At 73.6% G+C, this 20,917-nt stretch carries 14 protein-coding genes; 7 read left to right on the forward strand and 7 right to left on the reverse strand.

Annotated elements, in window-relative coordinates; translation table 11 throughout:
- Positions 1-598: 598 nt before the first annotated feature.
- The 3 genes from D450_RS0112015 to dacB form a co-directional block, all read right to left on the reverse strand.
- The gene (locus tag D450_RS0112015; protein WP_017538913.1) at positions 599-1,522 is read right to left on the reverse strand and encodes a hypothetical protein; all 924 of its coding nucleotides are present in this window, start codon (positions 1,520-1,522) and stop codon (positions 599-601) included.
- A 21-nt stretch (positions 1,523-1,543) separates the two neighbouring features.
- A complete protein-coding gene (locus D450_RS0112020; RefSeq protein WP_017538914.1) occupies positions 1,544-3,319 on the reverse strand; it encodes a coiled-coil domain-containing protein in 1,776 nt (591 codons plus the stop codon).
- Between the two features lie 570 nt (positions 3,320-3,889).
- Positions 3,890-5,482: a D-alanyl-D-alanine carboxypeptidase/D-alanyl-D-alanine endopeptidase gene (dacB, locus tag D450_RS0112025; protein ID WP_017538915.1), complete on the reverse strand. Its 1,593-nt coding sequence runs from the start codon at positions 5,480-5,482 to the stop codon at positions 3,890-3,892.
- A gap of 264 nt (positions 5,483-5,746) precedes the next feature.
- Here dacB and D450_RS0112030 point away from each other — a divergent pair, with 264 nt between their 5' ends.
- The 3 genes from D450_RS0112030 (at position 5,747) to D450_RS0112040 (ending at position 10,494) form a co-directional block, all read left to right on the forward strand.
- Positions 5,747-7,144 (forward strand): cytochrome P450 family protein, encoded by a 1,398-nt coding sequence (locus tag D450_RS0112030; RefSeq protein WP_017538916.1) that lies wholly within the window; start codon positions 5,747-5,749, stop codon positions 7,142-7,144.
- Between the two features lie 67 nt (positions 7,145-7,211).
- On the forward strand, positions 7,212-8,636 hold the full coding sequence (locus D450_RS0112035) for an aldehyde dehydrogenase family protein (protein WP_017538917.1): 1,425 nt from the start codon (positions 7,212-7,214) through the stop codon (positions 8,634-8,636).
- A gap of 403 nt (positions 8,637-9,039) precedes the next feature.
- A complete protein-coding gene (locus tag D450_RS0112040; protein WP_017538918.1) occupies positions 9,040-10,494 on the forward strand; it encodes a sodium/glutamate symporter in 1,455 nt (484 codons plus the stop codon).
- 180 nt (positions 10,495-10,674) lie between these two features.
- Here D450_RS0112040 and D450_RS0112045 read toward each other — a convergent pair whose 3' ends face one another.
- The gene (locus D450_RS0112045) at positions 10,675-11,646 is read right to left on the reverse strand and encodes a trypsin-like serine peptidase (RefSeq protein ID WP_017538919.1); all 972 of its coding nucleotides are present in this window, start codon (positions 11,644-11,646) and stop codon (positions 10,675-10,677) included.
- Between the two features lie 213 nt (positions 11,647-11,859).
- Positions 11,860-13,482, reverse strand: coding sequence for a CocE/NonD family hydrolase (locus D450_RS0112050; protein ID WP_017538920.1), 1,623 nt, complete (start codon positions 13,480-13,482; stop codon positions 11,860-11,862).
- A gap of 342 nt (positions 13,483-13,824) precedes the next feature.
- Here D450_RS0112050 and dxr point away from each other — a divergent pair, with 342 nt between their 5' ends.
- The 4 genes from dxr (at position 13,825) to D450_RS0112070 (ending at position 19,623) form a co-directional block, all read left to right on the forward strand.
- Positions 13,825-15,024, forward strand: coding sequence for a 1-deoxy-D-xylulose-5-phosphate reductoisomerase (dxr, locus tag D450_RS0112055; protein WP_026128507.1), 1,200 nt, complete (start codon positions 13,825-13,827; stop codon positions 15,022-15,024).
- Between the two features lie 10 nt (positions 15,025-15,034).
- On the forward strand, positions 15,035-16,387 hold the full coding sequence (locus D450_RS0112060) for a M50 family metallopeptidase (protein ID WP_017538922.1): 1,353 nt from the start codon (positions 15,035-15,037) through the stop codon (positions 16,385-16,387).
- Positions 16,388-16,643: 256 nt separating this feature from the next.
- Positions 16,644-17,801, forward strand: coding sequence for a flavodoxin-dependent (E)-4-hydroxy-3-methylbut-2-enyl-diphosphate synthase (gene ispG, locus D450_RS0112065; protein WP_026124520.1), 1,158 nt, complete (start codon positions 16,644-16,646; stop codon positions 17,799-17,801).
- A 352-nt stretch (positions 17,802-18,153) separates the two neighbouring features.
- Entirely contained in the window at positions 18,154-19,623 is a 1,470-nt protein-coding gene (locus D450_RS0112070; RefSeq protein ID WP_026128508.1) for an amino acid permease, read from the forward strand.
- An 82-nt stretch (positions 19,624-19,705) separates the two neighbouring features.
- Here D450_RS0112070 and D450_RS34625 read toward each other — a convergent pair whose 3' ends face one another.
- Both D450_RS34625 and D450_RS30040 read right to left on the reverse strand, forming a co-directional pair.
- Entirely contained in the window at positions 19,706-19,948 is a 243-nt protein-coding gene (locus tag D450_RS34625) for a hypothetical protein (RefSeq protein WP_017538925.1), read from the reverse strand.
- Between the two features lie 9 nt (positions 19,949-19,957).
- Positions 19,958-20,584, reverse strand: a complete 627-nt coding sequence (locus D450_RS30040) for a hypothetical protein (RefSeq protein ID WP_241483131.1) — start codon at positions 20,582-20,584, stop codon at positions 19,958-19,960.
- Positions 20,585-20,917 lie beyond the last annotated feature (333 nt).

The raw sequence follows: 20,917 nt of genomic DNA on the forward strand, positions 1-20,917 counted from the left end.
CCATGAGCCCGGCCCACCGGGGACGGACTCCGGTCCCGCCCTGTTGTCGGGGTCGGCGTCGGTTCCGTGGGACGGCCGCCGGTCCTGCGATCGGCCCGGCAGCGGCCGGGACCGGCGACCGGGAAGGGGGAGGTCCACCCCTGCCGATGCGCGCCGGTGCGCCGTCGGCCTGTCTGTGGGGCCGATCGGCGCGAAGCGCCGATCGGCAGGCCCTTGCGCCACGGTGGGGGCACGTCGATCACTCCCTGCCCGGCGGGGACCCAGGGCCCAGCGGCCGGAGGCCCTTCCCCCACACGACCTCCGCAAGGCTCAGTGGATCGTCGGTGGGCATTCGCCGGAGCTCCTCCGGGCCGGGCGGCGAGCGTCCGTGGCCGGTCCGCCGCCGCAGGCCCGAACGGCCCCTCCGAGCACGTTCCACGTCGGTCCGGTCGGCGGGGACTCTCGGGCCCCGACCTCCGCCGAATCAGGGGCACCGGCCTCCGCCGATGAGGGCACGATCCCCCGTCGGCGACCGAGGCGTCCCGGCGGGAGTGTGCGGCGGGGCCCGAGCGGCCGGTCCGCCGCCCGGCGCTCCTCCAGGCGCCCTACCGGGGCGGTGTCACGGGCGCTCGGCCGGCAGCAGGGGCTCGACCGCGGCCAGCACGTCGAGCAGCCGTGCCCGGAGCCCCCGGCCCCGTTCGGCGAAGGCCTTCTGCGCCTCCAGGTACTCCGCCTTGCCCTCGGCCGTCTCGATCCGCACCGGCGTGTACCCGTGCGCCTCGAGGTCGTAGGGGGAGGCCCGCATGTCCAGCTCGCGGATGTCCTTGGCGAAGACGAAGCAGTCGGCGACCAGCTCCGAGGGCACCAGCGGGGACAGCTTGTAGGCCCACTTGTACAGGTCCATGTTGGCGTGCAGGCACCCCGGCTGGTCCAGCTCGGCCTGGCCCTCGCGGGTCGGCCGCAGCCGGTTCAGCGGCCGCGCCTCCTCGGTGAAGAACCGGTACGCGTCGTAGTGCGAGCACGTGATCCGGTGCGACTCCACCACTTCGTCCGTGCCCTCCGCGCCCAGGCGCAGGGGCACCGACGCGTGCCGCACCTGGTCCTGGCCCAGCCGGTACACCATGGCCCACTCGTGCAGGCCGAAGCACCCCAGGTGGGCCTGGCGCCCCTGCACCGCGCGCAGCAGCCGCAGCACGAAGGCGACGGTCGGCCCCTTCTTCTCCAGGAAGGCCGGCACGTCCAGCTCAGCGGCGTCAGGGGAGTCCGCGTCCGATGGGCCCTCTGCGGACCGGTACCAGCGCAGCCCTTCGGGGGACAGCCCCTCCAGGACCACCCCCGCCCCCGGGTGCCAGCGGCGCAGCTGTGCGGGCTTGTGGCTGTAGTAGGTGAACAGGAAGTCCTCGACGGGGTGCTTGATCCCGGCCGCCCTGCGCTCCAGGTGGGCGGAGACGAGGGCGTCCACGCGCGCGTGGTGGCGGGCCTCGCGCCCGCGCCACTCCTGCTCGGGCAGCGCGCGGGGGGCCGCTTCCGTCGGGTTTCCCATGTCTACCGAGGGTACGAGTGCTCAGTTGGTGCCCTGCACGGGCAGGTGGCGGCCCAGATAGCCGATGTAGATGCGGTTGGTGGTGCCCGGCCCGAGGTCGCTGTAGAAGTACAGGCGGGGGCAGATCCCGTACTCGCTGTCGAGTTTGATGTGCGCGAACATCGGCACCTCCCCGTCGGGGGAGACCTCGCGCGGGACCTTGAAGACCCGCTTGTCGCTGAGCTTGTCCCGGTTGCGCACGGTGTCGCTCTCCCGGGAGGCCAGCCGCTTGACCGGGACCGCCCGGTACCCGTTCGGCGGCTCGCGCAGGTAGTCGTGGAAGCCCAGCCCCGACTCCGGGTTGGCCAGCTGGTAGCGCGCGTAGTCGTCCAGCGCCAGCAGCGCCTCCCACGCGCGCGTGACCCACAGCTTCTCCTTGCGGCTGCCGGTCAGCTCCCGCACGGTGTCGCGGTCCTCGATGGTGAAGTACAGGTTGGGCAGGTTGCTGCGGTCGGTGATCCGCTCCAGCAGCTCCTCCACCGTGCGGGGCGGTCCCAGGGGCCGGTCGGCCGGGGGGTGCTCGGCGGCCAGCCGGTACAGCCCCTCCTCGTTCAGCCGCTCGCGCAGCCACGCCAGCTCACCGGTGGCGGTGTGCAGGGCGGACCGCGCGTGGTGCAGCTCCTCGGTGACCTCGGTGAGCTCGGCCGCCAGCCGTTCGCGCTCCTTGGCCTGCTCGGTGCCGCGCACACTGAGCCGCTTGGCCTCCGCGCGCAGCCGCTCGGCGTCCCGCGCCTGGTCGGCCAGGCGGGCCTTGAGCATCGGCACCAGGTCGGTGCCGTGCGGCCCGGTGGTGGCCGGTGCGACCGGGGCGGAGCCCGACCCGTTCTCCTGCTCGCGCAGGTAGGCGTCGAGCTCCTCCTCGTTGAGCAGGGTGTCGATGGCGCGCAGCTCCGCGGGCAGCGGGGCGTCGACCGCGTTGTCGCGCACCGACCGGGCCAGCGCCCGGCTCACCCAGGGGCGCACCCGCCCCTCCTCCCGGGCCGAGTCCAGGGTGTGGGCCGACATGCGCGGGTGGCGCTGGGCGTCGGCGCCGTCGTCGGGGTCGACGCCGGGAAGGAAGGTGCGCACCCCGCCGGCGGGCACGTCGGCCCCCCGCGGCAGCAGCGCCGCGAGCCGCTCGTGGGCGGCGGCGTCCAGGACGTACCCCGCGCACATGCCGGCCGACCGGGCGAGCACGGCCGCCATGGTGTCCCGCCAGGCGGCCACGGTCGTGTCGGTCGGCGGGCCGAAGACGACGACGGCGAGCCTGCGGGCCGGGTCGGCGATCGCCGCGGCCAGCGCGCGGACCGCCTCGGGGTCGCGGCCGCGCACGATGGCCGGGTCGGGGCCCAGCCGCTGTCCGCCGTCGCGGCAGGGGAGCCGCTCCAGGAGCATGCGCACCGCGTCCGGCGGCACCACGTCGAGCCGGTCGGGGCCGGACAGCTCGTGCCGGGGGTCGGCGGTCATGTCCACCCAGCTGTAGCCGTGCGGCAGCCGCTGGGGGTCGGAGACGATGGTGGCGGTGGTGCGCCAGCGCCCGTCGGCCTTGTCCGACTCGGTGGTGAGCCGGAGGAAGGAGATGCGGTCCTCGCGGTTGTCGTGGCGCACCACCATGGCTCTGGACCGCCTGCTGAGCTCGTAGGAGCCCGACCGGGTGAAGTCGACCCGCGCACCGGCCGGACCGCGGCGGCTCAGCCAGGCGGCGAGGGCGGCCGCGGCCTCGCCGGTGATGTCGCGGTCCAGGTCCACGGTGGCGATGCTGCGGTAGACGAGCGACACCCTTGCTTCTCTCCCGGTCGGTCGGGCCGGACGCGGGGGTCCGGTCACTGGCCTGTGAAGCGCCGGTGTTCGGGCCTCTGTCCCCCACTTTGGCCCAACCAGGGCGTGCACACCAGCCGTCCCGTCCGATTCGGGACCCCCGGTGAACAGGCCGGTACCGACCGGAACCGAACGGCGGGCCCACGGGGTGGGGGCGCTTCGCGCGCCCCCGGTACGGCGGCGGGCGGGGACCGGCGGCGCCGGTGCCTCCGGACGCCGCCGCCCNGACGGTTGACGGGGGCGTCCTGGAAGGCAGCCGGGCGCGGCGAGCGCCCATGGACGGTCTGCCGCCACAGGCCCGGACGCCCGTCCGGACTCCGTGCCCGTTTCCGTCCGGCGGGCGGAACCTGCCCGCGCCCTGGGCCCGCGTCGGGCCGGAGCGGCCGGTCCCGCCCCTGCAGCGCCGGGTCCGGGCACGGCCGACCGGCCGACCGAGCGACGGGCCGACCGGCCGACCGGGTGGCCCTCGGCGGTCGGCCTGCACCGGCCTCGACGCCCGACCCCCGTCACCGATCCCGGCCGTCACCGGTCTCAGCAGGTGCCGGCCCAGGTGCACTCCCGTCCGCCGTCGGAGGAGTCGGGGCCGGCCGGGGTGGGCGCGTAGGCGGGCGCCGGCGCGGACAGGCGCTGCATCCCCCCGCGCGAGAACTCCGCCAGCCGCACGGCCACGGCGTCCTGCACGTGGCGCGGCGCCGGACCCGTGTGGCCGTTGTTGACCACGGCGAACACCAGCTCCTCGCCGTCCGCGCTCTGCACGTACCCCGACAGCGCGCTGACCCCGGTCAGGGTGCCGGTCTTGGCGCGCGCGTTCTCCTGCGCCGCCGTGTCGCGCATCCGGAACCGGAGGGTCCCGCCGACCATCCGCTCTTCGGCCCCGGCCAGCGGCAGGGAGTCCTCGAACTCCGGCCACCACGGCTCGCCGCGCACCGTCTCCAGCAGGTCGGCGATGCCGTCGGCGGTCATCCGGTTGCTGCGGGCCAGCCCCGACCCGTCCGTCTGGCGGTAGGCACCGGGGTCCAGCCCCATCCGCGCGGTGGCGACCTCCACGGCGGCGGCGCCCGCCTTCCACGAGCCCAGGCCCGCCTCTTCGGCGCCCATGGCCTTGAGCAGCATCTCGGCGTGCCCGTTGTTGGACAGCTTCATGTACGGCACCAGCAGCTCGCCCAGCTCCATGGAGGAGCGCTCGGCCACCGGGGAGGTGCGCCGCGGTGCGGTGCCGAAGTCCACGTCGCCGACGACCTTGACCCCGTTGTCGGCGAGCGCGTCGGCGAACAGGTGGGCGGCGTGGGCCGTGGGGTCGTCGACGGTGCGCAGCGTGGCGTAATCGCCGCCCCCGGCCGGGAGCGAGCCCGAGAAGGTGAAGGTGTTGGTCCCCCGTTCGCGGGTCACCTCCAGTGAGGGCTCGGACCCGGGCGCACCGGTGACCGCCTCGTTGCGCACCTCCAGGTTGTCGGCCATCGGCTCCAGCCCGGCCTCGACCGGGTCGCCCGGGGCGGCGCCGGGCTCGGCCGAGGCGGTGACGACGCCGGTGTCGTAGTCCTGGTTGGCGGCCACGGTCAGCGCCGAGATCTGCGCCGCGTAGTAGTAGGGCTCGTCGCCCTCCTCCCAGTCCGGGTGCAGCCGCTCGTCGTCGAAGTAGGTGTCGTCGGCGACCAGGTCCCCGGTCACCCTGCGCACCCCGGAGTCGGCCACCTCGGCGGCCAGGTCGTCGTAGGCGTCCGCGGTGAGCGTGGGGTCGCCCCCGCCCACCAGGTACAGGTCGCCGCGGACCACGCCGCCGGGGTTGGGCGCGGTGTCGGCCTGCACGTCGGTGGTGAACCGGTGGCCGGTGCCGAACACGTCCAGGGCGGCGGCCGAGGTCAGCAGTTTCATGTTGGAGGCGGGCAGCAGCGGCGTCCCGCGCTCGTGCCCGTAGAGCGCCTCGCCGGTCTCGGCGCTGCGCACCACGACCCCGGAGACCGCGCCCTCCAGGGCGGGGTCCTCCAGCAGGGCGTCGAGGTCGCGGCGCAGCTCGTCCACGGGGTCGTGGGCCGCCGCCGGGGGAGCCGCGGCCGCCAGCAGTGCGCCGGCCATGAGCGGTACGGCCGCGGCGCGCAGGGCGCCGCGGGGTCGGAGGATCGCCATCGGGTCGGGTCCCTTCCTTCTCGACGGGGGACGGACGGGGGAAGGAGGTCGGTCGGGAGGACGGGGCACGGGCGGGGGGGATCGTGCGTGACGGCCGGGCGACGGTGCGTAGGCAGGCTACCCCGGCGCGGCCGGGGCGCACGAGAGGCGCGGCCGGATCCGGGCCGTCCGCAACCGGGGAAAGCGGTGGTGGTGGAGGGGCGGGTGCGGCGCTACCCTCGTGGCACCGCAGCCACCGCCCCCTGACAGTCTGCGAGCGACGCCGTGACCGAGCGACCCGACACCGCCCCCGGGTGCCCCCTGCACGAGGCGCCCTTCCCGCTGTACAAGTACGCCGAGCACGGAGAGGCCGAGCGCGTCTGGGAGACGCTGCGCGAGCGCTTCGGCCAGGTGGCGCCGGTGGAGCTGGAGCCGGGCCTTCCGGTGTGGCTGCTGCTGGGGTACGAGGAGAACCTGGAGGTCATGCGGGACTGGGGAGGCTTCTCCCGGGACACCCGCCGCTGGTGCGACGTGCGCGACGGCAAGCGCTCGCCCGGCGACGACCTGCCGATCGGCATGGGGCACAGCAGCAGCGCCCTGTACGCCGACGGCGCCGAGCACGCCCGGCTGATCGCCCCCGTGGCCGACGCGCTCGCCCGGCTCAGCGACGCCCGGCTGCGCGCGGACACCACCCGCGCCGCCGACCGCCTCATCGACGACTTCTGCGCCCAGGGCGACGCCGACCTGATGGCCGACTTCTGCACCCTGATCCCGGCCATGGTGCTCAACCGCCTCTTCGGGCTCGACGACCACTTCGGCTACGCCCTGGGCGACCTGACCGCCGCCATGTGGTCGCACGACGGCGACCGCTCCGCCGAGGCCGCCGCCCGCATGCGCGACTACTTCGCCGGGCTGGTCCGCCACAAGCGCGCCGTCCCCGGCGAGGACCTCACCAGCTGGATGCTGGGGCACGGGCAGCGACCCACCGACGCCGAGACCGCCGACCAGCTGGTCACCATGGCCGCCGCCGCCCACCTGCCCACCGCCAACCTGCTCGGCAACGTGCTGCGCGAGCTGCTCGCCGACGACGCCCTGGCCAGCGACTACGCCGGCGGCGGCCTGCTGCTGGGCGAGGTGGTCGACCACGTGGTCTGGACGGCCCCGCCGGTGCAGGTGCTGCCCGCCCGCTTCGCCACCCGCCCGGCCGTGGTCGGCGGCACCCGGGTGGCCGAGGGCGAGCCGCTGGCGTTCGGCCTGGCCGCCGCGCACGCCGACCCGCGGCTGCGGCGCGGGGACCGGGACGAGGCCGCCGTCCCCTCCGGGCACAACCGGGCCCACCTGATCTGGGGCGCCGGGGAGCACCGCTGCCCGGCGCGGGCGGTGGCCGAGCGGATCGTGGAGATCGGGGTGGAGCGGCTGCGCGCCCGGCTGCCCGGTCTGCGCCTGGCGCTGCCGGCCGAGGAGCTGTGGTGGGCGCCGTCGCTGTTCTACCGGGGCCCGGCCGCGCTTCCGGTGGAGTTCGAGCCCTCGGCGCCGCTGCCCGCCCCCGAGCCGCCGGCGCCCGAACGGGCGGCCGAGGGCGCCGGCCCGGAGCCGGCGCCCGAGCCGCCCTCGGACGCCCTGCTGGTGCGGGTGCTGCGCTGGTGGCAGGGGAGCGGCCGGCGGGCACGCCGGAAAGGCTAACCCGGGCACCGTGGTTTGGACATGAAGGACAACGCCGGGCCGCGGTGGGGGCACTAGCGTCACGGACATGTCTACGCGTCCGTTCTGGCTGGCCGGGGAAGCCGCGACCGGCGACACTGAGATCCAGGTGACCGACCCCTACACGGGGCAGAGCGCGGGGGCCGCCGCCGTGCCCTCGCCCGAGCAGATCGAGCAGGCGGTGGCCGCGGCCGACGCCGCCACGGCCGGGTTCGCCGCGCTCCCGGCGCACGTGCGCGCCGAGGCGCTGGTGCACGTCTCCCGGCGGATCGGTGAGCGCGCCGAGGAGTTCGCCGCGCTCATCACCGCCGAGAGCGGTAAGCCCATCACCTGGTCGCGCGCCGAGGCCGGGCGCGCGGTGTCGGTCTTCCGGCTGGCCGCCGAGGAGGCCCGGCGCGACAGCGGCGAGCTGCAGCGCCTGGACACCGACGCCGGCGGTACCGGCCGCGTCGCCCTGGTGCGGCGGGTGCCCAAGGGGCCGGTCCTGGGCATCTCCCCGTTCAACTTCCCGCTCAACCTGGTCGCCCACAAGGTGGCCCCCGCCCTGGCCGTCGGTGCCCCGATCGTCCTCAAGCCCGCCCCGGGCACCCCGCTGACCGCGCTGCTGCTCGGCGAGATCCTGGCCGAGACCGACCTGCCGCGCGGGGCGTTCTCGGTGCTGCCCATGCCCAACGACCGGGCCTCGGGCCTGATCACCGACCCGCGCCTGCCGGTCGTCTCCTTCACCGGCGGCCAGTTCGGGTGGGAGCTGCAGCGCCGGGCCCCGCACAAGCACGTCACCCTGGAGCTGGGCGGCAACGCCGCGGCCGTGGTCCTGGCCGACGCCGACCTGGACCGGGCTGCCGAGCGGATCGCGCTGTTCGGCAACAACCAGGCCGGGCAGGTGTGCATCGGGGTGCAGCGCGTGGTGGTGGACGAGCGGGTCTACGACGACTTCGCCGCCCGCCTGGTCGCCCGCGTCGGCGAGCTGGGCACCGGCGACCCGGCCGACGCGGCCACCCAGGTCGGCCCGATGATCGACGAGGCCGCCGCCGAGCGGGTCCAGGGGTGGATCGCCGAGGCCGAGAAGGCCGGGGCCGCGGTGCTCACCGGCGGCGGGCGCGACGGGGTGAGTGTGGAGCCCACCGTGCTGGCCGACGTCCCCGCCGACGCCCGGGTGGTGCGCGAGGAGGTCTTCGGCCCGGTGCTGGTGCTGCAGCGCGCCGCCGGCACCGACGAGGCGTTCGCCGCGGTCAACGACAGCGACTTCGGGCTGCAGGCGGGGGTGTTCACCTCCGACATCGCCACCGCCTTCCGCGCCCACCGGGAGCTGGAGGTGGGCGGCGTGGTCATCGGCGACGTGCCGACCTTCCGCGCCGACCAGATGCCCTACGGCGGGATCAAGAACTCCGGCGTGGGCAAGGAGGGCGTGCGCGCCGCGATGGACGATCTGACCTACGAGAGGGTGATGGTTCTCACCGGCGTGCAGTTGTGAGCAGGTCCATACGGAGTGGCCCGGCTCTCGTGAGAAGGGCCGCACACCAGGGGACGCGGCCGCGGCCGCGTCCCCTGGGCCGTCCCCGCGCACACCCCCGGGACACCGGGCGTCGCCCCGCCCGGTGTCCCGGGGGTTACCAAGGGGTATCGGAGCGATGGCACACTTTCCGTTGACGATGACTTTGGCCGGTTTTCTACCGGTTTGAGCTTCTTTGGGGCGTTCCCGGCCGCGTCGCGGTGCGGAGCCCCCGGCGCGGGTCCGGCACGGCCCGGCGCCCTCACAGCCACGGCGCCCGAGAACGGGTCGCCCCCGGGGTCCGCCCTCCTCGCCAGGGAGGGGCGCTTCAGGGTGCGCTCCCCCCGTCCGCGGGCGCGCTCATGCTTCAACGGAGAGGTAAGAGATGTCCCCCGACACCATTGGCCTCGCGCTCCTCCTCCTGGGGGTGTTGCTGCTGGTCGCGAAGTTCGTACGGGTGAAGTCGAAGCTCACGCAGAAGCTGTTCCTGCCGAGCTCGATCATCGGGGGCGGCATCGCGCTGATCCTCGGGCCGGACATCTTCGGCCGCGTCATGAGCCTCTTGGGCACCGACCGCTTCGCCGAGGGCGGGCTGTTCGGCCCCGGCGTCCAGGAGGTGTGGTCCGCGCTGCCCGGCCTGCTCATCTCGGTGGTCTTCGCCGGGCTGTTCCTGGGCAAGCCGCTGCCGAAGTTCCGGGACGCCGCCCAGCTGGCCGGGCCGCAGCTGGCCTTCGGTCTGACCCTGAGCACCGGCCAGTACGTGATCGGCCTGCTGCTCGCCATTCTGGTGCTGGCGCCGGTGTTCGGCATGCCGCTGCTGACCGGGGCGCTCATCGAGATCGGCTTCGTGGGCGGCCACGGCACCGCGGCCGGTCTGGGCGACACCTTCGACAAGGCCGGCTTCCCCGAGGGGCAGGACCTGGCCGTGGGCATGGCCACCGTCGGCCTGCTGTCCGGGATCATCCTGGGCATCATCCTGATCAACTGGGGCGTGCGCCGCCGCAAGACCGCCGTGCTGGACTCCAAGGCCGAGATCTCCGACGCCGAGCAGGCCGGGCTGATGGTCGGCGAGAAGCGCGGACCGGGCGCCATGCTGACCGTCCACCCCTCCTCGTTGGACCCGCTGGCCCTGCACTTCGGCCTGATCGCCATCGCCGTGCTGATCGGCCAGGTCATCCTGTCCGCCATGCAGGCCGTGGAGCAGGTGCTGTGGGCGGACACCATCGAGATCTTCGCCTACGTGCCGCTGTTCCCGCTGGCGATGATCGGCGGCATCCTGCTGCAGATCCTCATCGACCGGTTCGACAAGAACGCCATCGTCGACTCCATGATGATCGAGCGGGTGCAGGGCTTCTCCCTGGACATGCTCATCATCTCGGCCATGGCCACCCTGTCCCTGCAGGTGCTGGCCGAGAACCTGCTGCCGTTCCTGCTGCTGGCGGTCGCCGGCATCGTCTGGGTGGTCTGCGCCTTCCTGTTCCTGGCCCCGCGCATGATGCCCTCGCACTGGTTCGAGCGGGGCATCGGCGACTTCGGCCAGTCCCTGGGCGTGACCGCCACCGGCCTGGTGCTGATGCGCATCGTCGACCCCGAGCTGAAGACCCCGGCCTACCCGGCCTTCGGCTACAAGCAGCTGGTCTTCGAGCCGTTCTTCGGCGGCGGCCTGGTCACCGCCGCGGCCATCCCGCTGATCATCAGCCCGCACGTGGGCGCGGTGCCGTTCCTGATCATCATGGCGGTGGGCCTGGCCGCCAGCCTGTACGCGGGGCTGTTCATCTTCGGCCGCAAGCGCGGCAAGGCGGCCCGCCAGGCGGAGGAGAGCGCCTCGGCGAGCGCCTAGCGCAACGGGCACCACCCGCAAGGGGCGAGGGCCGAGACGGCACAGAGAAGCCGGAGGGGGAGGGGCGCACGCCCCTCCCCCTCCCGCGTTCCCGTCTCAGTGCTCCCGGCCCTGCGCTCCCGCCACCGCGTTCCCACCGCCAGGGGCGCGGCGGCCCCGTACAGATCCGTTCAGAGCCGCTCAGATCCGCTGGGCCTCGTCGAAGACGCGGTGCTCGGAGGAGCCCAGGACCGGCCCGTACTGAACGCCGGACTCCGAGGCGTACTTGAAGCTGATGACCGAGACCACCGTCCCCCGGCCCGAGTCGGCGTCGAAGCCCGCGAGCCACGGACCGCCGCTGGAGCCCTCGGTCATGTCGCAGTCCATGCCGCGCGCCGAGGTGCCCCCGTGGTCGGGGCGGGTCGGACCGGCGCAGTAGCGCAGTTCCCGGCCGTCGTAGGGCGCGCGGGCCGGGTACCCGAACGCGTGCACCCGCCCGGTGTGGTCGCCGGAGAAGTCGATGCGCTGGGCCCCGGTGCTGTGCTGGACCGGCCCGTCCTCGCCCTCGCGCAGCACGGCGGCGCCGAAGTCGCGGCTGTCGTCGGTGTGCCGCGCCCACTCGGGCGTCACCAGCATCTCGCGCGCGGTGTAGCGGCCGCGGGGCTCCGCGCCGTCGTCGTAGCCGGGGACGAACACCCAGTTGGAGGCCCATGCGCCGGAGCCGTCCTTGAGGCAGTGCCCGGCGGTCACCACCGTGGAGGCGTTGCGCGCGCGCACCACCGAGGCGGTGCAGGTGAAGTCGCGGCCGTCCATGCTCAGGAAGACCCGCCCGGTGGCGCGCGTGACGGCCCCGCCGCCGGTCCACGGGCGCGCGTCGCCCCCGTCGACCTGGTGCCGCACCTCGCCGGGGCGCCCGGTACCGGGCAGGTCCGGCAGGAGCCCGGCGGCGCCGCCGAGCAGCCGGCCGATGGGCCGGGCGGCGGCCATCCGCTCGGCCGTCCAGTAGTCCAGCACCGCCGAGGGCTCCTCGGCCGAGGTGTGGCGGACGGCGCCGGGGCCGTGGTCGGGCGGGGCGGGAGCGGGTGCGGTCGCCGCGGAGGCCCCGGTCGCGGCGGCCACGAGGGCGGCCGAGACCAGGGGTGCGACGAGCATGCGCAGGAGGGGCCGTGTCATGGCACGCGATCCTGCCATACGGAGCGTGCCCGTGTGGCCACTTTCGGTTGAACGACGTGTCGCGGGCGCGGTGTCCGAAACCCCTCCGGAGTGCTCCGTGGCCGTCTCCGCGCCCGCCGGGGGCCGCCTTCCGGGCGCCCTGCCGGTCGGGGGCCCGGAAGGCGGGGGTCGCGCCCGCCGGGGAGCGGGCGCTCCCCGGCAGGCGGCGGGGCCTCAGGCCAGGTCGCCGGGGGCCGGGCCGGTGGGCACCGACAGCGCGGCCGGGGCCTGCTCGGTCGAGCCGAACTCCACCCGGTCGCCGCGCGAGCCCGTGTCGGTGTAGCGGGCGTCCTCGGTGTCCACCACCAGCGCCAGGCGGTGTCCGGCCGGGACGTCCCAGACCACCGGCTCCATGCGCACCTCCACCTCGGTCGGCGCGCCCGGTTCGGCGTCGCGCAGCGTGTAGGGCTCGTGCGTGACGAGCGCCCCGTTGCCGTACCGGTCCACCGCGTACAGGTAGAAGTACAGTGACTGGTCGGCGGCCTCGGGGGTGACCACCACGTCCACCTCGGGCGACCCGCTCACCCGGGTCTCCTCGGGCAGCCTGGGACCGGTCCACACCCCGGCGTAGGAGCGGTTCACCAGCGGCAGGGAGACGCCGGTGGGGATGTCGGCGAACTGCTGGAGCGCGCCGCTGAGCAGCAGTGTGCCGCTCTCGGCCACGGTGCCGCGCCCGGCGCCCACCCCGTAGTCCCAGCCGGGCTCGGGCTCCCCGGTCAGCCCGCCGGTGCGCTGCCAGTTGTCCCAGGTGCGGGTGGGCTCGCTCAGCCCGTAGTCCAGGGAGCCGTCGGAGACCGCGTCCCAGTCCGGGAACGAGGCCCAGCCCCCGCCGCCGTTGTTCGGCTTGACCCGCACCGGGTCCTCGGTGTCCACGCCGTTGTCGGCGCCCTTGAGGTGGTGGTCGAACCAGCGGTTCAGCTCCGACCAGGTCTCGTTGGGCAGCCCGACGGCGCCGAAGGCCTCGGGGGTGGCGTGGTCGCCGGCCGAGAGCATCATCCGCTTGGGCCCGGTCAGCTCCCCGTAGAAGTCGGTGAGCTGGCCGGGCGGGAAGATGCCGTCGTTCCAGGCGTGGCCGATCATCACGGCGGTCCCGTTGGCGTTGAGCGCGTCCACCTTGGTGGAGACCGAGCGCTCGGGCGCCAGGTCCAGCGCGGGCTGGACGTTGCCCTTGCGGTACTCGCGCTCCATCTCCAGCAGCTCCTCGCCGGGGGTCCCGGTCAGGTGCCCGGCGGCGATCAGCAGCTCCACCGCCTGGTAGCTGATGGTCTCGTTGGCATAGATCGACTCGGCCAGGTCCGCCCAGCCGCTCATCGCCCCGACCGCCTTGACCCGGTCGTCCTCGGCGGCGGTGAGCATGCTGATCCCGGCGCCGTAGGAGATCCCCGCCATGCCGATGCGGTCGGGGTCGGCGTCGGTGTTCTCCAGCGCCCAGTCGATGACGGCGCGGGCGTCGGCCACGTCCTCGGGGCCGGCCACCTCGATCGCGCCCCCGGAGTCCCAGAAGCCGCGGGAGGTGTAGGAGACCACCTGGTATCCGGACTCGTGGGCGAGCCGCTTGGCCGCGCCCACGTAGAGGAGGTCGTTGGTGGCCCAGGCCGAGGGCATGACCAGCAGCGGGCGCGGGCCCTCGTAGCCGGTGGGCGTGATGACCTTCGCGGGGATGTCGATGCCGCCGTGGCCGGTGATCGTCTCGTGGGTGACGCGCGCTCCCGTCCCGGCGTGTGCGGGGGGTGCGAGCAGTGCCACCATGAGCAGCGGGGCGAGCACGGCGGTGCACAGGGTGCGGAGTCGGCGCATGGCGTCCTCGTTTCCGGCCCTCGGGGGGCCGAGGGGGTGCGGGGGATGCGGCGGCGGTGCCGCGGGCCCCTCGGGGTCGCGCCGTGCCCGGCCGGCCAGGGGGTGCGGCCGGGCTCCCGTCGGGGCCGGGTCCGCCGGAGCGGACCGGTCGTCTTACTGTGAGGTAACTTACATCCCGGTAACTTAGACGCGCCCGGGACGGATGTAAAGAGGGGTGCGGCGCGCCGCCGGACGCGGAACCCCGCGGACCGCCTGACCGCGCCCGTCATGCGCGACAATGGCCGGGTGCGAATCGCTGAACGACTCCTGCAGAGCTCGCGCCCCACCGACACGCGCGAGGTGGTGATCCTCGGCTCCACCGGCTCCATCGGCACCCAGGCGATGGAGGTCGTGCGCGCCGAACCGGGCCGCTTCCGCGTCCGGGCGCTGGCCGCCGGGGGCGGGCGCGCCGGGCTCCTGGCCGACCAGGCCGCCGAGACCGGAGCGGAGGCCGTCGCGGTCGCCGACCCGGACCGCGCCGCCGAGGTCGCCCGGCTGCTGGCCGAGCGCGGCAGCACCGCCAAGGTGCTCGCCGGCCCCGAGGGGGTCGCCGAGGCCGCCTCCTGGGAGTGCGACGTGGTGCTCAACGGCATCACCGGCGCCCTGGGGCTGGAGTCGACCCTGGCCGCGCTGCGCGCCGGACGGCTGCTGGCGCTGGCCAACAAGGAGTCGCTGATCATCGGGGGGCCGCTGGTGCGCGCCGCCGCCCAGCCGGGCCAGGTCGTGCCGGTCGACTCCGAGCATTTCGCCCTGGCCCAGTGCTACCCCCGCGTCCCCGCCGGCGAGCTGGCCTCCCTGGCCCAGGGGCAGGTCCAGGCGCGGGTGCAGGACGTGCGCCGGCTGGTGATCACCGCCAGCGGAGGGCCGTTCCGCGGGCGCGGCCGCGACGCGCTGGCCGGGGTCGGCCCGGAGGACGCGCTGAACCACCCGACCTGGAGCATGGGCCCGGTGATCACGGTCAACTCGGCCAGCCTGGTCAACAAGGGCCTGGAGGTGATCGAGGCCCACCTGCTCTTCGACGTCCCGCTGGAGCGGATCGAGGTGGTCGTTCACCCCCAGTCCGTCGTGCACTCCATGGTCGAGTACACCGACGGCTCCACCCTGGCCCAGGCCAGCCCGCCCAGCATGCGCATCCCCATCGCCTACGGCATGTCGTGGCCGCACCGGGTCGGCGCCGCCGCGCCCCCGGTGGACTGGACCCGCGCCCAGACCTGGACCTTCGAGCCGCTCGACCACGAGGCCTTCCCCGCCGTCCGGCTCGCCTGCGAGGTCGGGGCCGCCGGGGGGACCGCCCCGGCCGTCTACAACGCCGCCAACGAGGAGGCCGTCGACGCCTTCCTCGGGCGCCGCCTGTCCTTCCCCGCCATCGTGGACACCGTGGCGCAGGTAGTCTCAGAGCGGCACGCGGCGGACGAACCGGAGGAGCTGACCCCCGAGGACGTCCGCGCGGCCGATGCATGGGCCCGGAGCCGCGCCCGGGAGCTGATCGCCCGGGGCGCTTGAGGAGAGGAACATGACCGCACTGCTCACCACCGCGGGGATCGTCCTTTTCTTCCTGGGACTCCTCTTCTCCATCGCCTGGCACGAGCTGGGCCACCTCGGCACGGCCAAGATGTTCGGTGTCCGCTGCACCCAGTACATGGTGGGCTTCGGGCCGACGCTGTGGTCGCGCCGGATCGGCGACACCGAGTACGGGGTCAAGGGCGTCCCGCTGGGCGGCTACGTCCGCATGGCCGGGATGATCCCGCCGGCCGCGCCCGACCTGTCCGGGCGCCCCATGGGCCGCCTGCGGCGGATGATCGAGGACGCCCGCGAGGCGAGCACCGTCGAGGTGGAGCCGGGCGACGAGGACCGCCAGTTCTACCAGCGCGCCCCCTGGAAGCGGATCATCGTCATGTTCGCCGGGCCCGCGATGAACCTCGTGCTGGCCGTAGGGCTGTTCGGCGTCCTGCTGATGGGCATCGGCGTCCCGCAGCCCTCCACCACCGTCGACTCGGTGGCCCAGTGCGTCATCCCGGCCGACGCCACCGACACCTCCTGCCCCGAGGACGCGCCGCCCACGCCCGCCGCCGCGGGCGGCTTCCGCCCCGGCGACGTGATCGTGGGCGTCGGCGGGGAGCGGGTGGCCGGCTGGAACGACGCCAACGTGCTCATCCGCGAGTCGATGGGCCCCACCGCCTTCACCGTCGAGCGCGGCGGCGAGGAGGTCGAGCTGGAGGCCGACCTCATCGAGAACACCGTGGTCGCCCGGGACGCCGAGGGCGAGATCGTGCTCGAGACCGGGCCCGACGGCGAGCCGCTGACCGACTCCCAGGGCTACCGGATCCCCGAGACCGAGAAGGCCGGGTTCCTGGGCATCACCTTCCAGAACCAGCGGGCGCCGCTGAGCGCGGGCGAGACCGCGGTCTTCATGGGCGACACCATCGTCGGCGTGGGCGAGGCGCTGGTGGCGCTGCCGACCAAGGTGGACGACGTCTTCCGCGCGGCCTTCCTGGGCGAGGAGCGCGGGGTGGACTCCCCGGTGGGCATCGTCGGGGCCTCCCGCATCGGCGGCGAGGTGCTGGCCCAGCCCATCCCGCTGATCGAGCGGGTGTCCTTCCTGATCAACCTGCTGGCCGGGGTCAACCTCTTCCTCTTCGCCTTCAACATGCTGCCGATCCTGCCGCTGGACGGCGGGCACATCCTGGGCGCCCTGTGGGAGTCGGTGCGCCGGGCCTTCGCCAAGGTGTTCAAGCGCCCCGACCCGGGACCGTTCGACGTGGCCAAGCTGATGCCGGTGGCCTACGTGGTGGTCGCCTGCTTCCTGGTGTTCAGCGTCATGCTGTTGATCGCCGACGTCGTCAACCCGCTGCGCGTCATGCAGTGAGGCGCGCCCGGTGACGCCCGGGTGTCGCGCGGGTGTCGGGGGCGGGGCGCCGCCCCCGGCCTGGACCCGGGCCCGCGCGGGGGAGGGTAGCCTAGTCAGCGCATGCGGACGGCGGCGCCACCGCTCTCCCAGGACCCGGTCCTCCGGTCCCGGTGCGCCCGGCCGCCTCCTGCGCGGCGCCCGGTGCGGTGCCCCGAAACCTTCGACTTTTCAACCGAAGCCGCCGGACCACCCCGGCGGTACGCGAGGTGAGACCGTGACCGTCGATCTTGGAATGCCCGTCGCCCCTGCCCGCCCGCTGGCGGAGCGGCGCAAGTCCCGGCAGATCATGGTCGGCAACGTCCCCGTCGGGGGCGACGCCCCGGTGTCGGTGCAGTCCATGACGACCACCGTCACCGCCGACATCAACTCCACCCTGCAGCAGATCGCCGAGCTCACCGCCAGCGGCTGCCAGATCGTGCGGGTGGCGGTGCCCAGCGCCGACGACGCCGAGGCGCTGCCGATCATCGCCAGGAAGTCGCAGATCCCGGTGATCGCCGACATCCACTTCCAGCCCAAGTACGTCTTCGCCGCCATCGAGGCCGGGTGCGCGGCGGTCCGGGTCAACCCGGGCAACATCAAGAAGTTCGACGACAAGGTCGGCGAGATCGCCAAGGCCGCCTCCGACGCCGGGGTGCCCATCCGCATCGGCGTCAACGCCGGCTCCCTGGACAAGCGGCTGCTGGCCAAGTACGGCAAGGCCACCCCCGAGGCGCTGGCGGAGTCGGCGCTGTGGGAGTGCTCGCTGTTCGAGGAGCACGGCTTCCGCGACATCAAGATCTCGGTCAAGCACAACGACCCGGTCGTGATGATCAACGCCTACCGGCTGCTGGCCCAGCAGTGCGACTACCCGCTGCACCTGGGCGTGACCGAGGCCGGCCCCGCCTTCCAGGGCACGATCAAGTCCTCGGTGGCCTTCGGCGCGCTGCTGGCCGAGGGCATCGGCGACACGATCCGGGTCTCGCTGTCGGCGCCGCCGGCCGAGGAGGTCAAGGTCGGCAACCAGATCCTGGAGTCGCTGGGCCTGCGCGAGCGCGGGCTGGAGATCGTCTCCTGCCCCTCCTGCGGGCGCGCCCAGGTGGACGTGTACACCCTGGCCGACGAGGTCACCGCGGGGCTGGACGGGCTGGACGTGCCGCTGCGGGTCGCGGTCATGGGCTGCGTGGTCAACGGCCCCGGTGAGGCGCGCGACGCCGACCTGGGCGTGGCCTCGGGCAACGGCAAGGGCCAGATCTTCGTCAAGGGCGAGGTCATCAAGACCGTGCCCGAGTCCAAGATCGTGGAGACGCTGATCGAGGAGGCCATGCGCCTGGCCGAGGACATGAAGGAGGACGGTACGCCCTCCGGCGAGCCGTCCGTGGCCGTCGGCGGCTGAGCCGGCGCCGCTCGACGGGGGCGGGGTGCCACCGGCACCCCGCCCTTTCGCGTGTCCGGGGTGGATGACGAGCATCCGTTGTGCATATTCGGACAGCTGCGCCACAGAGGTGCGTGACGGAGGTCATCAGGGCCGAATCTGTGAAATGACCCACACGATGCGGCGTTTCATTGCGCGACACCGCAAAGAACACGGGGAATGCCGGAGCAAGATGCAACGTTCATCGGTTCTGTAGCCCAGGTAACATCGCTACTGTTGCCGAGGCGCGTTTCCCTCCTGTTCGTGGTCCGTACGGAACCCGGTCAGACGCGCGCCCAGAACCTGTCGCCTGACATCCCCCGAGGAGCACGTGGTGGTCGACGAGAAGACGGCCGGCGCCCCCGCGCCGCCGGCGCCGCAGAGGACGGTGAAGCAGCGGCTGGTGCGGCGCAAGCCGGGGGGGCGNACCGAGGAGGCCGGCCACGGCGAGGGCGGCAGCCTGCGCCGCACCATGGGCCTGGCCCAGCTCACCATGATCAGCATCGGCGCCACCCTGGGCACCGGCATCTTCGTGGTCCTGGGCGAGGCCGTCCCGGTGGCCGGGCCCGCGGTCGTGCTCTCCTTCGTCATCGCCGGCGTGACCGCGCTGTTCTCCGCGCTGGCCTACGCCGAGCTGGCCGGCATGATCCCGGCCTCGGGCTCGGCCTACTCCTACTCCTACGCCACCATGGGCGAGCTGGTCGCCTGGGTGTGCGGCTGGTGCCTGATGCTCACCTACGGGGTGTCGGTGGCCGCGGTCGCCGTCGGCTGGGGCGAGTACATCAACGAGCTGCTGCGGCTGGTGACCGGCGTGGTGCTGCCCGCGTCGCTGAGCAGTCCGCCCGGCGCCGACGGCGGGATCGCCAACCTGCCGGCCGCCGTCGTGGTGGTGCTGGCCATGGTCGCCCTGCTGGGCGGCGTGCGGGAGAGCGCCTGGCTCAACGGGTTCATGGTGGTCGTCAAGGTCGCCGTCATGGTCATGTTCGTGGCGATCGCCGCCACCGCGGTGCAGGACGGCAACTTCGCCCCCTTCATGCCGCTGGGCATGGCCGGGGTGAGCGCCGCCGGTGCGACGCTGTTCTTCTCCTACATCGGCTTCGACGCCGCCTCCACCGCCGGCGAGGAGGCCAAGGACCCCCAGCGCGACCTGCCGCGGGCGATCATGCTCTCGCTGATCATCGTCACCGCGATCTACTGCCTGGTGGCCTTCGTCGCGGTCGGCGCGATGCCCTGGACCGACTTCGCCGACACCGAGGCCAGCCTGGCGCACATCCTCACCGTGGTGACCGGCACCCCGATCTGGTCGGTGGTCTTCGCGATCGGCGCGGTGATCGCCATCGCCAGCGTCGTGCTGGTGGTCCTCTACGGCCAGACCCGCATCCTGTTCGCGATGTCGCGCGACGGGCTGATCCCCAAGGTCTTCTCCAAGCTGGACCGCAAGGGCAACCCGAAGGCCAACATCCTCATCCTGTCCGTGGCCATCGCGGTGCTGGCGGCGGTGGTGCCGCTGGGCCACCTGGCCGACGCGACCAGCATCGGCACCCTGTTCGCCTTCGGGCTGGTCAACGTCGCGGTGATCGTCCTGCGCAAGCGGCGCCCGGACCTCCAGCGCCGCTTCAGCATGCCGCTGGCCCCGCTGACCCCGGCCCTGGGCGTGCTGTCCTGCGCCTACCTGATGCTCAGCATGGGCGTGGCGACCTGGGTGACCTTCATCGTGTGGATGGCCGTGGGCCTGGCCGTCTACTTCGGCTACTCCATGCGCCGCTCCACCCTGGAGACCGACCCGGCCCCCGCCCTGGACTGACCGGGCCCACCCAGCACGACGAAAGGGGCCGTGCCGCACATGCGGCACGGCCCCTTTCCCGTCCCTGACGGCGGCTCGGTTGTCAGGAGGCGAGGACCTCGTCTGTGCTGTCGGCGGTCACCGCCCGCTTGGTCCAGCGGAGCAGGAGGTCGGTGTCGGTGCAGGAGGTGATGCGTCGGCGCTGTTCGTCCGTCACGTCGAGCCCCCGGGTGGCGAGCACGGCGAGCACGGCGTTGGCTTCACCCTTCGCTTCGCCTTCCCGGTACCCGGACTGGTGGTGGTAGCGGGCGAATTCGCTTTTGAACGTGTAGGTTCCGGTCGTCATCAGGGTCTCTCAGAAGGCGCGGGCCGTCTTCGACAGGCCGTCGACTACATAGTCATGATAGATCGGTCCGCGGTCGGCGGGCAGTACGCACAGCGACTCGGCGAAGGCGAGCAGGACGTCTTCGCCCGTGTCCTTCCGGCCGCCGTGCGCCAGCGCCGACAGGGCCGAAATCTCCGGCTGGGCCCGCGCCCGGTCGGGGTCGGTCACCACGGGGACCTCTTCGGGGCCGATCACCAAGGGCTTGAGCGCGTACTCGGGGTGCCCGGTATCGATCGGGAGGCGGGCCCACTCGGCGGTGGCGAGGTTCGGGCACATCACCATGAGCGCCGTCGGGCACTCCAGGCGTGCCCGCACCGTGGCGTGGTAGACGGGCCAGGAGAAGCGCTTGCGCGAGTCCAAGTCGCGCTGCACCTCGAACACCACGGCGAAGACGTTCCTGCCGTCCCGCTTGGCGAAGCACACCACGGCATCGCCGCGGTAGTCCTTGGGCGCCAGGTCGGCACAGTCGCCGGAGACGGTCTGGACGGTGTCGTAATCGGGGAGTTCGACGTTGTGGGCCTCCTCCAGAAGAACCGCGGTCATCTCGGGGTTGTTGCGGACGAACTCAAGGGGGAGCTCATGCTCTGCGCTGGGCATGGAGGAGAAGCTAACGTTATGTGAGTTGACGCGTACACATTGTTCGGGATTCCCGGTGAAACGTGCGGACCGATACCGCTATCGCAGCCCTGTGTCGTCTGAGACGCTACGGGACCGCTCATGTCAGGCCAGCCGGAAGAGAAGCGCACCGACCAGTGGTCCGTTCACAGCCTCCGGCCGCTCAGGCAGCGTTCCAGCCGTTCTGCTGACAGGTCTCCTTCCTCCAGGGCCCTTGACCAGCCGTCCTGCAGGCGCCGATAGACCCGTTCGACGCCGTGCACGTTCGGCGTCCTCAGCAGCCGGTGCTCCAGGGGCGGCGGGGAGGGGAGGCAG

The organism is Nocardiopsis halophila DSM 44494 (assembly GCF_000341245.1).
Classification (GTDB): domain Bacteria; phylum Actinomycetota; class Actinomycetes; order Streptosporangiales; family Streptosporangiaceae; genus Nocardiopsis_A; species Nocardiopsis_A halophila.

Excerpts from the sequence above, each read along its gene's own strand:
- D450_RS0112015 (WP_017538913.1), bottom strand. The coding sequence starts at position 1,522 with ATGGGAAACCCGACGGAAGCGGCCCCCCGCGCGCTGCCCGAGCAGGAG.
- dacB (WP_017538915.1), bottom strand. The coding sequence starts at position 5,482 with ATGGCGATCCTCCGACCCCGCGGCGCCCTGCGCGCCGCGGCCGTACCG.
- D450_RS0112035 (WP_017538917.1), top strand. The coding sequence starts at position 7,212 with ATGTCTACGCGTCCGTTCTGGCTGGCCGGGGAAGCCGCGACCGGCGAC.
- D450_RS0112040 (WP_017538918.1), top strand. The coding sequence starts at position 9,040 with ATGTCCCCCGACACCATTGGCCTCGCGCTCCTCCTCCTGGGGGTGTTG.
- D450_RS0112045 (WP_017538919.1), bottom strand. The coding sequence starts at position 11,646 with ATGACACGGCCCCTCCTGCGCATGCTCGTCGCACCCCTGGTCTCGGCC.
- D450_RS0112050 (WP_017538920.1), bottom strand. The coding sequence starts at position 13,482 with ATGCGCCGACTCCGCACCCTGTGCACCGCCGTGCTCGCCCCGCTGCTC.
- D450_RS0112060 (WP_017538922.1), top strand. The coding sequence starts at position 15,035 with ATGACCGCACTGCTCACCACCGCGGGGATCGTCCTTTTCTTCCTGGGA.
- D450_RS34625 (WP_017538925.1), bottom strand. The coding sequence starts at position 19,948 with ATGACGACCGGAACCTACACGTTCAAAAGCGAATTCGCCCGCTACCAC.
- D450_RS30040 (WP_241483131.1), bottom strand. The coding sequence starts at position 20,584 with ATGCCCAGCGCAGAGCATGAGCTCCCCCTTGAGTTCGTCCGCAACAAC.